Source organism: Mesorhizobium ventifaucium (assembly GCF_935822925.1).
In the GTDB taxonomy this organism is placed as follows: Bacteria; Pseudomonadota; Alphaproteobacteria; order Rhizobiales; family Rhizobiaceae; genus Mesorhizobium; species Mesorhizobium ventifaucium.
Window position 1 is genome coordinate 22,451 of record NZ_CAKXZS010000009.1, and the last position, 14,040, is coordinate 36,490.

General features: G+C 62.8%; 13 protein-coding genes and 1 pseudogene. 9 read left to right on the forward strand and 5 right to left on the reverse strand.

Annotated features, from left to right (window positions below; translation table 11 throughout):
* Positions 1 to 174 precede the first annotated feature (174 nt).
* From bioB to bioZ, 5 genes are read left to right on the forward strand one after another with little or no spacing between them, the layout of a single operon-like run.
* Positions 175 to 1,116 (forward strand): biotin synthase BioB, encoded by a 942-nt coding sequence (gene bioB, locus NMG70_RS06955; RefSeq protein ID WP_254023969.1) that lies wholly within the window; start codon positions 175 to 177, stop codon positions 1,114 to 1,116.
* Positions 1,113 to 2,252 (forward strand): 8-amino-7-oxononanoate synthase, encoded by a 1,140-nt coding sequence (locus NMG70_RS06960; RefSeq protein ID WP_254023845.1) that lies wholly within the window; start codon positions 1,113 to 1,115, stop codon positions 2,250 to 2,252. The genes bioB and NMG70_RS06960 overlap by 4 nt, the downstream gene beginning before the upstream one ends.
* Positions 2,249 to 2,884 (forward strand): dethiobiotin synthase, encoded by a 636-nt coding sequence (gene bioD, locus NMG70_RS06965; protein ID WP_254023846.1) that lies wholly within the window; start codon positions 2,249 to 2,251, stop codon positions 2,882 to 2,884. Before NMG70_RS06960 ends, bioD begins: the two co-directional genes overlap by 4 nt.
* Positions 2,884 to 4,149, forward strand: coding sequence for an adenosylmethionine--8-amino-7-oxononanoate transaminase (locus NMG70_RS06970; protein ID WP_254023847.1), 1,266 nt, complete (start codon positions 2,884 to 2,886; stop codon positions 4,147 to 4,149). The genes bioD and NMG70_RS06970 overlap by 1 nt, the downstream gene beginning before the upstream one ends.
* Positions 4,146 to 5,129 (forward strand): 3-oxopimeloyl-[acyl-carrier-protein] synthase BioZ, encoded by a 984-nt coding sequence (gene bioZ / locus NMG70_RS06975; protein WP_254023848.1) that lies wholly within the window; start codon positions 4,146 to 4,148, stop codon positions 5,127 to 5,129. The genes NMG70_RS06970 and bioZ overlap by 4 nt, the downstream gene beginning before the upstream one ends.
* On the opposite strand, the gene NMG70_RS06980 is transcribed toward bioZ, so the two are convergent.
* Positions 5,126 to 5,428: a hypothetical protein gene (locus tag NMG70_RS06980; RefSeq protein WP_254023849.1), complete on the reverse strand. Its 303-nt coding sequence runs from the start codon at positions 5,426 to 5,428 to the stop codon at positions 5,126 to 5,128. The two genes, bioZ and NMG70_RS06980, sit on opposite strands and share 4 nt — an antisense overlap.
* Between NMG70_RS06980 and ppdK the strand changes: the two genes are divergently transcribed.
* Positions 5,421 to 8,099 (forward strand): pyruvate, phosphate dikinase, encoded by a 2,679-nt coding sequence (gene ppdK, locus NMG70_RS06985; protein WP_254023850.1) that lies wholly within the window; start codon positions 5,421 to 5,423, stop codon positions 8,097 to 8,099. The two genes, NMG70_RS06980 and ppdK, sit on opposite strands and share 8 nt — an antisense overlap.
* Positions 8,100 to 8,175: 76 nt before the next feature.
* Here ppdK and NMG70_RS06990 read toward each other — a convergent pair whose 3' ends face one another.
* Positions 8,176 to 8,565, reverse strand: a complete 390-nt coding sequence (locus NMG70_RS06990; protein ID WP_254023851.1) for a DUF427 domain-containing protein — start codon at positions 8,563 to 8,565, stop codon at positions 8,176 to 8,178.
* Positions 8,566 to 8,700: 135 nt separating this feature from the next.
* The gene (locus NMG70_RS06995) at positions 8,701 to 9,057 is read right to left on the reverse strand and encodes a hypothetical protein (RefSeq protein ID WP_254023852.1); all 357 of its coding nucleotides are present in this window, start codon (positions 9,055 to 9,057) and stop codon (positions 8,701 to 8,703) included.
* A gap of 179 nt (positions 9,058 to 9,236) precedes the next feature.
* Between NMG70_RS06995 and NMG70_RS07000 the strand changes: the two genes are divergently transcribed.
* Entirely contained in the window at positions 9,237 to 10,865 is a 1,629-nt protein-coding gene (locus tag NMG70_RS07000; protein WP_254023853.1) for a fatty-acid--CoA ligase, read from the forward strand.
* Positions 10,866 to 10,941: 76 nt separating this feature from the next.
* The gene (locus NMG70_RS07005) at positions 10,942 to 11,727 is read left to right on the forward strand and encodes a DUF1499 domain-containing protein (protein ID WP_254023854.1); all 786 of its coding nucleotides are present in this window, start codon (positions 10,942 to 10,944) and stop codon (positions 11,725 to 11,727) included.
* Positions 11,728 to 11,776: 49 nt separating this feature from the next.
* Here NMG70_RS07005 and NMG70_RS07010 read toward each other — a convergent pair whose 3' ends face one another.
* Positions 11,777 to 12,532, reverse strand: a complete 756-nt coding sequence (locus tag NMG70_RS07010; RefSeq protein ID WP_254023970.1) for a substrate-binding domain-containing protein — start codon at positions 12,530 to 12,532, stop codon at positions 11,777 to 11,779.
* A 159-nt stretch (positions 12,533 to 12,691) separates the two neighbouring features.
* Positions 12,692 to 12,826, reverse strand: a pseudogene (locus tag NMG70_RS32635) (hypothetical protein); the annotation flags it as partial.
* A 146-nt stretch (positions 12,827 to 12,972) separates the two neighbouring features.
* Here NMG70_RS32635 and NMG70_RS07020 point away from each other — a divergent pair.
* Positions 12,973 to 14,013 (forward strand): ABC transporter substrate-binding protein, encoded by a 1,041-nt coding sequence (locus NMG70_RS07020; protein ID WP_254023855.1) that lies wholly within the window; start codon positions 12,973 to 12,975, stop codon positions 14,011 to 14,013.
* The last annotated feature ends 27 nt before the right edge of the window (positions 14,014 to 14,040 follow it).

The window sequence follows — 14,040 nt, forward strand, 5'->3', positions numbered from 1 at the left end:
GCGCGCCGATCCTCGATATCGGCTTCGACTATCGTAAGCTTTGATCGTCGGGCTGATTACCGGCAGCGGCCTCTCCTCGATGTAGTCGCGATAACGCAAGGAACGGGATTGAAAATGCACGCAGCGATTTCGGAAAAGACCGCGCCCGCAGTTCGAGCAGTCGGCGATCGCCGGATGTGGACCATGGAAGAGGCTCGGGCGCTCCATGACGCACCTTTCAATGACCTGCTGTTTCAGGCGCAAACCGTTCACCGCCAGAATTTCGATCCCAACAAGGTCCAGCTGAGCCGGCTTCTCAGCATCAAGACAGGTGGATGCTCGGAAGATTGCGGCTATTGCAGCCAGTCGGCGCATCACGAAACGGGCCTCAAGGCGTCGAAGCTGATGGAGGTCCGGCGCGTCATTGCCGAGGCGACAAAAGCGCGCCACGCCGGCGCCACCCGCTATTGCATGGGTGCTGCCTGGCGAAACCCCAAGGCGCGCGACATGGATGCGGTCGTGGCAATGGTCGAAGGCGTCAAGGCGCTGGGCATGGAGACCTGCATGACGCTCGGCATGCTCGATCTCGAGCAGGCCGCTAGACTGAAGCAGGCTGGTCTCGACTACTACAACCACAACATCGATACGTCGGAGCGCTACTACGGCGAGATCATCTCGACTCGCACGTTTGCCGATCGGCTGGATACGCTCGCCAATGTCCGCGACAGCGGCATCAAGGTCTGCTGCGGAGGCATTGTTGGCATGGGTGAAGAGCCGGTGGACCGGATCGACATGCTGGTGTCGCTGGCCAATCTGCCGGAACATCCGCAAAGCGTTCCGATCAACATGCTGATCCCGATCGCCGGCACGCCGCTTGCCGAGGCCAAGCCGATCGAGCCGATCGAATTCGTGCGTGTGATCGCGCTGGCACGCATCATGATGCCAAAATCTCACGTCCGTCTTTCCGCCGGCCGCACCGCCATGACCGACGAGATGCAGGCGCTGTGCTTTTTTGCCGGCGCCAATTCGATCTTCGTCGGCGACACGCTGCTGACGGCGGACAATCCCGGCGAAGACAAGGATACTCTCCTATTCCGCCGCCTCGGCATCGAGCCGATGGAACTCGAGACGCAATGAACGCGTCGCCGCTTGCCCGCTACGACGCGACCTTGCGCGGACTGGCGCGGAAGGACCGGATGCGGACGCTGTCGCCGCGCGCCGGGCTCGATTTCTCGTCCAACGACTATCTCGGGCTTGCCGCCTCCAAAAGACTTGGCGATGCGGTTGTGATGGCGATTGCACAGGGCACGCCAGTCGGCGCCAGCGGGTCGCGGCTGTTGCGCGGCAACACGCCGGAGCATGAGGCGCTGGAGGCGGACGCTGCGGCGTTCTTCGGCGCCGAACGCGCACTGTTCTTCGGCAGTGGTTACATCGCCAACTTCGCTCTCCTGACCGCACTGCCGCAGAAGGGCGATCTGCTGGTCCTCGACGAGCTCGCTCACGCCAGCATGCATGAGGGTGCGCAGGCCGGACGCGCCGAGTTCAAGCTGGCCGCGCACAACGACGTCAATGCTGTCGAGGATGCGATCAGCAAATGGCGCGCCGAAGGCGGCATTGGGCGCGTCTGGATAGGGGTCGAAAGCCTCTACAGCATGGATGGCGACCGCGCGCCGATGGAGAGCCTCGTCGCGCTTGCCGATCGGCACGACGCATTCCTCATCGTCGACGAGGCGCATGCCACCGGCGTCTGCGGAACCGAAGGCCGCGGGCTGGCCGCTGCGTTCGAGGGCCGCGACAACATCGTCGCGCTGCACACATGCGGCAAGGCGCTCGGCGCGTCCGGCGCGCTCGTCACCGGCCCGCGAACACTGTGCGACTATCTCATCAACCGTTGCCGGCCATTCATCTACGCCACCGCGCCATCGCCGCTGATGGCTGTCGCGGCGCGCGAAGCGCTGGCCATGTTGTCCGACGAGCCCACGCGCCGCGTCCAGCTGCAGGAACGCGTTGCCTTCGCGGGCCGCCAACTGGCCGAGCGCTGCGGCGTGATCCCCAGCGGCTCGCAGATCCAGCCATTTGTCATCGGCGAGAACCGGCGCACCATGGCGGTGGCGGCGGCACTGCAGGCCCGCGGCTTCGACATACGCGGCATTCGTCCGCCGACCGTGTCCGAGGGCACGTCGCGGCTGCGCATTTCGCTGACGCTCAACGTCGACGAGACCGCCATTTCCGCAATGGTCGAGGCGCTCGTCGAGGTGTTGGCCTCGGCATGACCAAGCGCATCGTCGTCACCGGAACAGACACGGGAATTGGCAAGACGGTATTTGCGGCCGGGCTCGCCGGCCTGCTCGACGGCTTCTACTGGAAGCCGGTGCAATCGGGCCTCGACGACGAAACCGACAGCGAGGTGGTTGCGCGGCTTGCCGGCCTGCCGTCGGGGCGCGTGCTGCCGGAAGCCTACCGCTTGAAGAGCCCGTTGTCGCCGCATCGTTCGGCCGAAATCGACGGCGTCATGATCGAGCCGGCAGACTTCTCCCTTCCGGCCGTGCCGGGACCGCTCGTCATCGAGGGTGCGGGTGGGCTGATGGTGCCGCTCAACCGGCGGACAATGGTCATCGACATTTTCGAGCGGTGGCAACTTCCAGTTGTCTTGTGCGCACGCACGTCGCTCGGAACGATCAACCATACGTTGCTGTCGATCGAGGCCCTGCGGGCTCGCTCCATCCCGCTCATCGGAGTCGCCTTCATCGGCGAAGAGGTGGCTGATACGCAAAGAACAATCGTGGAGTTCGGCGGCGTGCCGCAACTCGGCAGGCTGCCGCACCTCGACCCGCTGACGGGTGAAACGCTGAGAGAGGCGATGATCGGCGGCTTCGACCTTGCCCTAATTGCCGGAGGCGAATGATGTCGCAGTCCGCAGTCTGGCATCCGTTCACGCAGCATGCGCTGGAGCCGGCGATTCCGGAAATCGTGCTGACGGAGGGAGCCTATCTCCATAAAGCTGACGGCACGCGTATCCTGGACGCCATCTCTTCCTGGTGGGTCGTCACCCACGGCCACCGCCATCCCCGCATCATGAAGGCCATCGAGACGACCACGTCGGGCCTCGACCAGATCATCTTTGCAGGCTTCACGCACGAGCCAGCCGAACGCCTGGCCAGAGCGCTTGTCGGCCTTGCTCCCGCCGGGCTCGACTGGGTGTTCTATTCCGACAGCGGCTCGACCTCAGTCGAAGTCGCGCTGAAGATGGCGCTCGGCTATTTCCGCAACATCGGCGCGCCGCGTTCACGCATCGTCGTCATGGAGCACAGCTATCATGGCGACACGATCGGCACGATGAGCATCGGCGCCCGCGGCGTGTTCAACGTCGCTTACGAGCCTTTGCTGTTCGAGGTCGACACCATTCCCTTCCCAGCTGCAGGGCGCGAGCAAGAGACGCTGGATCGGTTCGAGGCACTCTCTCGCCACCGGCGCGCTGCCGCGCTGATCGTCGAGCCGCTGGTGCTCGGCGCCGGCGGCATGCTGATGTATCCGGCCTGGGTTCTGGCGGAATTGAAGAGGATCGCCGTAACCTCCGGTACGCTGCTCATCGCCGACGAGGTGATGACCGGCTGGGGGCGCACCGGGACCATGTTCGCCTGCGAGCAGGCGTCCATCTCTCCGGACATCTTGTGCACCTCGAAGGGCCTGACCGGCGGCGCCATTCCGCTGGCCGCCACGCTTGCCACCGATGCCATCTTCCAGGCCCATTATTCCGAGGACCGGAAGAAGACGTTTTTCCACTCGAGTTCCTACACCGCCAATCCGATCGCCTGCGCGGCAGCACTTGCCAATGTCGAGATCTGGCGCGACGAGCCGGTGGCCGAACGGATCGCGGCCTTGAGCGCGAGGCAGGCCGCCGGGCTTTTGCGCTTTCGCGACAATCCGTTCTTCACCGACAGCCGGGCGACCGGCACCATCGTGGCCCTCGATTTGCGCACCGGCTCTGCCGGCTACCTGGCCGAAATCGGGCCGAGGCTGCGCGCATTCTTCCTAGAACATGGCCTGCTCGTGCGCCCGCTCGGCAACGTTCTCTATCTTCTGCCGCCCTATTGCATCACTGGCGACGAAATTGATGGGCTCTATGATGCAATCGAGGAGGCCGGCAAACGCTTCGGCTCGCGGCCATGAGCCGATCGTCGCGCATTCTCGGTTTTGGTCATCATGCGCCGTCGCGCAAGGTCGAGAATCTGGAAATAGAAGACCATCTCGGGCTCAAGCCCGGCTGGATCGAGCGCCGCACCGGAATTCGTTCCCGCTTCTGGGCAACCGACGATGATACGCTCTCGGGCCTTGCCGCGCAGGCCGGCGACATTGCGCTGGCCAACGCCGGCATCGACCGGAGCGACATAGGGCTGCTGTTGCTTGCCACCTCGACGCCCGACCATCTTCTGCCGCCAAGCGCGCCGCTGGTCGCGCATCGGCTGGGTCTGGGGCGGGCGGGCGCTGTCGATCTGACCGGCGCCTGTGCCGGCTTCATCTATGCGCTGATGTTTGCGGATGGGTTCACCCGCGTGCACGGCAAAGCGAGCCTGGTCATTGCCGCCAACATCCTCAGCCGCCGCATCAATCCGGCCGAGCGCGCCAGCGCCGTGCTTTTTGCCGATGCCGCCGGCGCCGTGGTGATCGGTCCGTCCCATGACCCGGATCGGGGCATTCTCGGTGCTTCAGTGGATTCCGACGGCTCGCGCTACGGGCTGATCCAGATTCCCGCCGGAGGAAGCGACATGCCATTCCATGGCGATCTCGACCTTGGGCAGACCCGGATGACGATCACCGACGGCCGTGAGGTGTTCGCCAAAGCCGTGGACATGATGACGGATTGCTCGTTAGGTGCGCTCGCCGCGGCCGGGATGCGGCCGCAAGATGTGGGCCGGTTCGTGCCGCATCAGGCCAATGCCCGCATTTTCGACGCGGTCGGGCGAAACCTCGGCATATCAGATCAAGCGATCGTCAAGTCGATTGCCGACTACGGCAATTCTTCCGCCGCGACGATCCCGCTGTCGCTGTCGCTGGCCAATCGGACGGAGCCATTCCGGCCTGGCGAGAAAATCCTCCTGGCGGCCGCGGGTGCGGGTCTCAGCGGCGGTGCGCTCGTCGTCGGAATTTAGCCGAGCAGCCGCGTCAGCCTGTCCAGCGTTCGACCGCTTGTAGGCATTTCCAGATAACCAAGTCTTCCGGTCAGTCTCACGGCGTTACCCATAGTTCCTGTTTTGTTCTGTTCAAATGGCCGCCCGAGCCGCAAGTTCTTTTCGCCATCGCTTTTTGTTAATCGATTGTAGAGCTGGCTGGCTTTGCCGGCGCCTTGCCTTTCGCACTGCAGCATCATATCGCTCGTGTAGCGACACGGCGGGACTTCGGCTTCGTCAATCTTTTCAATCTCCTGCAACCGGAGAGCAAGCATGACCAAATGGGTCTACACCTTTGGCGACGGCGCTGCGGAAGGCCGTGCCGGCGACAGGAACCTCCTGGGCGGCAAGGGCGCCAATCTGGCCGAAATGTGCAGCCTGGGCCTGCCGGTGCCGCCGGGGTTCACCATCACCACCGAGGTCTGCAACGCCTATTACGCCAACGGCCGCACCTACCCGGCCTCGCTGGAAGCAGATGTCGCGGTTGCGCTTGACCACATCGGCCGGCTGACCGGGCGCCGTTTCGGCGATCCGTCGAAACTACTTTTGGTGTCGGTGCGTTCCGGTGGCCGCGCCTCGATGCCCGGCATGATGGACACCGTGCTCAACCTCGGTCTGAACGACGAGACGGTCGAGGCGCTGGCCGCCGATTCAGGCGACGCCCGCTTTGCCTATGACAGCTACCGGCGTTTCATCCAGATGTATTCCGATGTCGTCATGGGCCTCGACCATGAGGTGTTCGAGGAAATCCTCGAAGACCAGAAGGGCGGGCTCGGCCATGAACTCGATACCGAACTGTCCGCCATCGAATGGCAGGGCGTGATCGCGCTCTATAAGGCCAAGGTCGAGGAGGAACTCGGCAAGCCGTTTCCGCAAGATCCGAACGAGCAGCTCTGGGGCGCAATCGGCGCCGTGTTTTCGAGCTGGATGAACAACCGCGCCATCACCTACCGGCGCCTGCACGACATTCCCGAAAGCTGGGGCACGGCGGTCAACGTCCAGGCCATGGTCTTCGGCAATATGGGCGAGACCTCGGCCACCGGCGTCGCCTTCACCCGCAATCCGTCGACCGGCGAAAAGATGCTCTATGGCGAGTTCCTGGTCAATGCGCAGGGCGAGGATGTTGTCGCCGGCATCCGCACGCCGCAAAACATCACCGAGGCGGCGCGCATTGCCGCCGGCTCCGACAAGCCGTCGCTGCAGAAGCTGATGCCGGACGCCTTCCAGTCTTTCGTCACCATCTCCGACCGTCTGGAAAAGCACTACCGCGATATGCAGGATCTCGAATTCACCATCGAGCGCGGCAAATTGTGGATGCTGCAGACGAGGTCCGGCAAGCGCACCGCCAAGGCGGCGCTCAAAATCGCCGTCGAAATGGCGCGCGACAAGCTCATTTCAAAGGAGGAGGCCGTCGTCCGCATCGATCCGGCCTCGCTCGACCAGTTGCTGCATCCGACCATCGATCCGAAGGCGGCACGCGACGTCATCGGTGTCGGCCTGCCCGCATCTCCGGGTGCTGCCACCGGCGAGATCGTCTTTTCCTCCAACGATGCCGAGGAGCTCAAGACGCAAGGCCGCAAGGCGATCCTGGTGCGCATCGAGACCAGTCCCGAGGACATCCACGGCATGCATGCGGCGGAAGGCATCCTGACCACGCGTGGCGGCATGACCAGCCACGCCGCGGTGGTGGCGCGCGGCATGGGCAAGCCTTGCGTGTCGGGCGCCGGCTCGCTGCGCGTCGACTACAGGGCCGGCACGCTGATGGCGATGGGGTCGACGTTCCGCAAGGGCGACATCATCACCATCGACGGCGGCAACGGCCAGGTGCTGAAAGGCGCCGTGCCGATGCTGCAGCCGGAGCTGTCGGGCGATTTCGCCGCCATCATGGAATGGGCCGATGCCGTGCGCCGCATGAAGGTGCGCACCAACGCCGAGACGCCGCTCGACGCGCGCATGGCGCGTTCCTTCGGCGCCGAAGGCATCGGGCTTTGCCGCACAGAGCACATGTTCTTCGAGGGCGACCGCATCGTTGCCATGCGCGAGATGATCCTGGCCGACACGGAAAAAGGCCGGCGAACGGCGCTCGCAAAACTCTTGCCCATGCAGCGCTCGGATTTCCTCGAATTGTTCGAGATCATGGCCGGCCTGCCGGTGACGATCCGCTTGCTCGATCCGCCGCTCCACGAATTCCTGCCCAAGACCGAGGAAGAGGTAGCCGAAGTCGCCGCCGCCATGAACGTGTCGCCCGACAAGCTCAGGCAGCGCACCGAGGCCCTGCACGAATTCAACCCGATGCTTGGCCATCGCGGCTGCCGGCTTGCGGTTTCCTATCCCGAAATCGCCGAGATGCAGGCGCGCGCCATTTTCGAGGCGGCCGTCGAAGCCGGCAGGAAGGCCGGCGCGCTGGTGGTCCCGGAAATCATGGTGCCGCTGGTCGGTCTGGTGAAGGAGCTCGACTACGTCAAGGCGCGGATCGATGCCGTCGCCACGAGCGTGATGGAGGAGACCGGCGTCAAGATCACCTATCTTACTGGCACGATGATCGAACTGCCGCGCGCCGCGATCCGCGCCCATGTCATCGCCGAGGCGGCCGAATTCTTCTCTTTCGGCACCAACGATCTGACCCAGACCACTTTCGGCATCTCACGCGACGATGCGGCCTCGTTCCTGGAGACTTATCGCCAGAAGGGCATCATCGAGCAGGATCCGTTCGTGTCGCTCGACATCGAGGGCGTCGGCGAACTGGTGCGGATGGCCGCCGAAAAGGGCCGGGCGACGCGGCCGGAGATCAAGCTCGGCATTTGCGGCGAGCATGGTGGTGATCCGGCGTCGATCCATTTCTGCGAGGAGGTCGGCCTCGACTACGTGTCGTGCTCTCCCTACCGCGTGCCGATCGCCAGGCTGGCTGCCGCGCAGGCGGCGGTGCAGACTGCAAAGAACGGTCGCGGGTAAGCGGCCGACGCCGGCCTGGCCGTGCCACCGATGATCAGCAGTAGGTCACCTCCGTCCCTGCTCAGGCTGGCCCTGCTCAGGCTGGTTCGGCTTCGACCGTCACCTTGTTGGGATAGAACGCGCCGTGATGGCGGATTTCGATCATCTCGTCGAAAGGCTGCTCATAGGCCCACATCGCATCCTGGCCTGCTTCCGCGGCAGGTAGCACGCTCCAATAGCTCGCATCGCCCTTGAATGGGCAATGAGTCGATGATTCCGTCTTGCGAAGCTGGTCGAAATCGATGTCTTCGAATGGAATGTAGAGGGCCGGGGGGTAGGGGGATTCGGTCAAAACCTTGGCCTTCGTGGACGAGGCAATGACCGTGTCGCCGGCGCGTACGGTCACGGTTCCGATATAGGGCTCGACAGTAATCACTTTATCGGGGTTGCGTTGAAAGCCGAGTGACGGATTGGCGATCTGGTCCATGACGGGTTCTCCTTGCATCGACCTAAGGTGTGTCGGGCGTGCGCGCCGCGCAAGGCCGCCGTCGAATGCGGGGTGCGAAAACCATCGCCTTTCGTGTTGCTGGGTCTCTGTCAAGCCGGTCCAGCCGACGACCGATCAGGCAGCAGCCTGAAACGCATCCATCAGCCCGGCATAGGCAGCGGCGATACCGGCGACCGGATTGGTGCTTCGCGACGCGGTTTCGACTTTGAGCGCACCACCGCCGGTCGGCAGGGTAAGAAGCAGGAACTGGCGGTTGCCGCCATCGCCGACGCAAGCCGCGGCGACATGCTGGCTTTCGCCTTCGTTCTGAACGCACATCTTGAACAGCAGCGTGCCGCCGACCGCCTCAAGGGCGCCGCCGACGACTTCGATGAACTCGTCCTCGGAAACGGTTTTGGCGTCCGGCGCCAGATCGGCCAGGCTTTCGGCAAGCGAATCTTCGAGAGTCTTGTCGTCGAGCTGCGCGTCCATGCGAACCTCTTTCAGTCGCCAATCTCACCCCTGCCCAATTAATCAAGGTTAACGCCGACGATGGCCGGATTGTGGCGGTTTTCCCCGTGTTTCGATCAAAGCATCGCTTCTGCCCGGTCACGGCTGGACAATCCGCTGGTTCGTCCCACAATGGAACGAAAGACCAATGGGAGGAAAGAATGCTCGGACTGATGCAGGAATGGCCGCTGCTTTGCCACAAGCTCATCGACAATGCAGCCAGGCAGCACGGCGAACGCGAGATCGTGTCGCGCTCGATCGAGGGCCCGATCGTCCGCACCACTTACGCCGAAATTCACCGCCGCGCCTTGCGGGTCGCCGAGCGGCTCGAGCGTGACGGTTTTGGGCTAGGCGACCGCATCGCCACACTGGCTTGGAATACGGCGCGCCACCTCGAAGCCTGGTACGGCATCATGGGTGTCGGCGCGATCTATCACACGCTCAATCCGCGCCTGTTTCCCGAGCAGATCGTCTGGATCATGAACAATGCCGAGGACAAGGCGATCTTCGTCGATCTGACATTCATGCCGCTGCTTGAAAAGATCGCCGGCGCGGTTAAATCGCTCAAGCAGGTGATCGTGCTGACCGACAAGGCGCACATGCCGCAGACGGCGCCGCCGAATGCTGTTGCCTATGAGGAATGGCTTGACGAAGCCGACGGCGCCTTCACCTGGAAGACGTTCGATGAAAACACCGCCGCCGGCATGTGCTACACCTCGGGCACGACAGGCGATCCGAAAGGCGTCCTCTACAGCCATCGCTCGAACGTGCTGCACGCCATGATTGCGGCGATGCCCGATGCGATGGGCCTCTCCTCGCGCGACACCATACTGCCGGTTGTGCCGATGTTCCACGCCAACGCCTGGGGCCTTGGCCAGAGCGGCCCGATGATCGGCGCCAGGCTGGTCATGCCTGGCTGCAAGCTGGACGGCGCCTCGATCTATGAACTGCTCGACACCGAAAAGGTGACGTTCAGCGCCGCCGTGCCGACAGTGTGGCTGATGCTGCTGCAGTACTTGGAGGAGACCGGCAAAAAACTTCCCTATCTGAACCGAGTCGTCATCGGCGGCTCATCCTGCCCGCGTGCGATCACGGCAAAGTTCCAGGGCAATTACGATGTCGAGGTCATCCATGCATGGGGCATGACGGAAATGTCGCCGCTCGGCACGCTGTGCACCATGAAGCCGGGCTATGCCGGGCTTGAGGGCGATGCCCGGCTCGAGGTCCAGAGCAAGCAGGGCTATCCGCCTTTCGGCGTCGAAATGAAGGTGACCGACGACGACGACAAGGAGCTGCCATGGGACGGCAGGACATTCGGGCGCCTGAAGGTCCGCGGACCGGCTGTCGCGCGCGCCTATTATGGCGGCATCGGGTCCGAACAGTTCGATGAAGACGGCTGGTTCGATACCGGTGATGTCGCCCATATCGACCCGAGCGGTTATATGCAGATCACCGATCGCGCCAAGGACGTCATCAAGTCGGGCGGCGAATGGATCTCGACCATCGAGCTCGAGAACCTCGCGGTCGGTCATCCGGATGTGGCGGAAGCGGCCGCCATCGGCATCCAGCATTCGAAATGGGGCGAACGGCCGTTGCTTGTCGTCGTCCGCAAGCCGGGCCGCGAGCCGACCAGGGCCGATATCCTCGCTTTCATGGACGGCAAGGTGGCCAAGTGGTGGATGCCGGATGACGTCGCCTTCGTCGGCGAAATTCCCCACACCGCTACGGGCAAGATCCAGAAGACAACCTTGCGCCGGCAATTCAGGGACTATCGCCTGCCGACGGTTTGACTGAGATGACGTCTTTCGCCTTCAAGCCGCCGCTAAACGGCTTCAAGCGCCGGTTCGGGGTGAAGCAGTGCTGAAAATGATGAAAACTCCCGAGCGACAGACATCGAGGGCGGCCGGCTGGTCGCGGCGGACAGGCGCTTTTTCGGCGGTCCTGCTGCTGACCGTTCTCGTCGGCCACCGATATCAGCTTGTTGAAACGCCGGCTTTCCTTTGGGTGCTCGGCATTGTCGCGCTGCTTGCCGCCTTTGCGCTGTTGTTCGCCGGATTTGCCTTTTCGAGATTGTGGAATTTCGGCGACCGTGGCGGTCGCGATCTCACCGTCGGCACGGTGCTGGCACTGCTGGTGCTTGTTCCTTTTGGCATTGCCGCCTACTGGGCAGCGACTTATCCACCGCTCAGGGACATTTCGACGGATTTCGACGATCCGCCGGTGCTCGACACCAGCACCCGGACCTGGGATATGAACGCGCTTTCGCCGCCGACCCCGGGCGAGCGGCGCCTGCAGACAGAAACCTATCCGCTTGTCACCGGACGCAGCTATGTCCTGCCTTTCGATCGGGTCCTGGAAGCGGTCGGAACCGTGCTCGATCGTCGGGATTGGCAGCTAACGGCGCCGGTTCCCCGCGCGATCGGGCAAAGCGAGGTGACGATCAACGCCCTGGCCAGGAGCTTCATCCTCAGCCTTCCCGCCGACGTCGCCATCCGTGTGAGCGACGATGGCGATGCGGTCATGGTCGACATGCGTTCGGCCTCGCGTTACGGCCGCTACGACCTTGGCGACAATGCGGCCCGCATCGTGGATTTCCTAGCCGAGCTGGATCAGGAAGTCGCCGGCCAGGTCGGCACTGCCCCGGCCGAGTGACGGCCAGAGCATTCGGCTTATACAATCATAGGTTGAGTCTGCGGGCAGGCTATTCGCCGGGGTCGAATTCACCCCTGAGCAAAATTGTTTCGACCGGCCCAAGCGGATTGATGATCCGGCTCTCGAGGACTTCGATGAGCTTGCGTCCGACAGCCGCCATATCGACGGAATGAACTTCGATCTTCGCCGGCAGGAAGCGTGCCAGCCGCGTGCTGTCACGCGTTACAATGTGGACGTCGCTCCCCGGCGCAAGACCTCTTTTGCCAAGAGCGTGTAGCGCCCCTAGAAGGCCCAGTTCGTTGGCGCATGCCAAGCCTGTCGGCGGATCTGAACAAGCCAGCAAGCGATCGAACCAGGCTGCGCTCGATTCCATGGTGAACATGCCATGACCGATCAGCGATTGGTCGATCGGAATGCCGGCCTCGGCCATTGCCCTTGCATAGCCGGAAAGACGCATGGCACTCCCCTGATCCTCCGGAACCAGAAGTTGCAGTGCAATGCGTCGACAGCCCTTATCCATGAGCCGTCGGGTTGCCTCGTAGGCAATCTGTTCATTGTCGACATCGACATAAGGATACGCGGTATCCAGGTCGGTTCTTCCAAACGCGACGAATGGCATGCGTTGATCCAGCAGCAGCTTGACGCGCGGATCACCCGACACCAGGCGCGTGATGATCAGTCCGTCCGTGCTGCGCGCCTGAAGCTGCCGCTGCACACTCTCGACTGGATCGTCGTCGGGAGTGGTGGAATAGATGGACAGACTATAACCGGCTTGCCGCGCCGCCAGCGTCATGCCTTCGATCAAAGGCAGCTTCAACAGATCGGACAGATGATCTCGGGTCTCCATCGGGAGTACTGCCGTCAGCGTCAGCGTTCGACCGGTCTTGAGCGCACGACCATGATGATTTGGCAGATAGCCGACCCGCTTGGCCGCCTCCTTGACGCGGGCTATGGTCGAGGGCTGCACTTCCGGGCCATCCTTCAGAGCGCGGGACACCGTGGTCACCGAGAGGGAAAGTTCCGCCGCGATCTGCTTTAGATTGGCCATTGTTCGCCCGACTTCATTTGCGAAAGCGCCGGCTGCCTTGCTGACCGCCATAACGTTACCGGATTCGACATCCCGGTCAATCCAGACGCCCGTAGCAAGCAGCTTGACTCCTGCGTATTCAGATGCAATCGTAACGTTACGATTACGAATAAATAGCCATTTCAGGCAATATTTGATAAAGTTCGGGAGGAGAACCTATGTCCTGGCTGCGCCTTTCCTTAACAGCATTCGCCATCTCGGCTGCCATGCCCGTCCATGCGCAAACACTCACCATCACGACCGCAGGCGGCGATTATGGCAACGCCATGAAAGAGGCCATGTGGGCCCCTGCTGCAAAAGAGCTTGGCTATGATGTCCGCGAGGAAACCCTGAGCGACGGCCTGGCCGCCTTGAAGATGCAGGTCACCTCGGGGGCAATTGCGACCGACATTATCCACCTCGGCTCGCCGGAAGGCGCGCAGGCCGCCGCTCAATCGCTGCTGGAGCCACTCGATTACAAGATCATCGATCCCAAATCCGTGCCGGAGGGTGCCAAGTCCGACTACTGCTATCCGTTCGATTCCTATGGCACCGTCATGTCGTGGAACACCAAGACCTATGGTGAGAACCCGCCGAAGACCTGGGCTGAGTTCTGGGACGTAGCCAAATTCCCGGGCCGCCGCGCGTTGCGCGCCAATGCGCAGGACTCGATCGAGATCGCGCTTCTCTCCGATGGCGTGGCGCCGGCGGACGTCTATTCCGTGCTCAGCACGCCGGAAGGGCTGGAGCGCGCCATCAAGCGGCTTGAAGCGATCAAACCAGATGTCGCCGTGTGGTGGACCTCGGGAGCCCAGTCCGCGCAGCTGCTGAAAGACGGTGAGGCGGATCTGGTCGTTACCTGGAACGGACGGGCAGAGACCGTGAAAAAGGATGGCGGCGCGGCTGACTACACGTTCAAGGGTTCGGTCATCGGCACGGACTGCCTTGGGGTGCCGAAGGGAGCGCCGAACAAGGAAGCCGCGATGAAGCTCATCGCTGCGATGACGCAGCCCGCGCGCGTTGCGAAGCTGACCGATTTCATCGCCTATGGCCCGGTCAATCCTGTGGCATATGAGGGTGGCCTAATTCCCGAGGACCGTCTGAAGACGCTTGCGACCGCGCCTGAAAATGCCGGCACTTCGGTGTTTTCGAATTCAGAATGGTGGGTCAAGAACGGCGAGGCTGCCCAACAAGCCTTCGATGAGATGATGGCCCGCTGAGTCTCAGCTGATAAGGCTGGAGCAGAT